The organism is Photorhabdus cinerea (genome assembly GCF_011189575.1).
In the GTDB taxonomy this organism is placed as follows: Bacteria; Pseudomonadota; Gammaproteobacteria; order Enterobacterales; family Enterobacteriaceae; genus Photorhabdus; species Photorhabdus cinerea.
In genome coordinates this window covers 1-579 of record NZ_PUJW01000140.1, presented here as the reverse complement: position 1 = coordinate 579, position 579 = coordinate 1, and the positions used below count along the sequence as shown (strand labels likewise).

1 protein-coding gene is annotated in these 579 nt (G+C 56.6%); it reads right to left on the bottom strand.

Translation table 11 applies throughout. The features are described from left to right. Positions 1–579 (bottom strand): AMP-binding protein (locus C5469_RS23045; RefSeq protein WP_166311036.1); only part of this gene is annotated, 579 nt, incomplete at both ends.

Below are 579 nucleotides of genomic sequence, written 5' to 3'. Positions count from 1 at the left end.
CTTGCACCGCCGGATGCTCCACCAACCGCGCCTCAATTTCCCCCAGTTCAATCCGGAAGCCCCGGATTTTAACCTGTTCGTCGTTACGACCCAGAAATTCCAGATCTCCGTCCGGCAGATAGCGGGCCAAATCCCCGCTACGATACATCCGCTCACCGGATACCGGATTAAAGGGGTCCGGCATAAAACGTTCCGCGCTCAATTCCGGCCTGTTCAGATAACCCCGGGCCACCCCGACGCCACCAATATACATCTCACCCACACACCCCGCGGGTACCAGTTCGCCATATCTGTCCAGCAGGTAGATGCGGGTATTTTTAGCTGGCCGCCCGATAGAACAGGCATCCTCCACGGATAACACATCTTTGTAGGTCGTCGTCACGGTATTTTCTGTCGGACCATAACCATTCAACAACCGGGGCCGGTGGCCTGCCTGCTTAAACCAGTCCTGAACGGCGTTCCTCTTCACTGCCTCACCCCCAATGATGATGAGTCGCAGGCAATCCGGCAGCGGTAATCCGGTGTCCCGGGCCGCCAGTTCAGACCAGAATAAGGTCGGCAGAGAGATAACCGTAATAC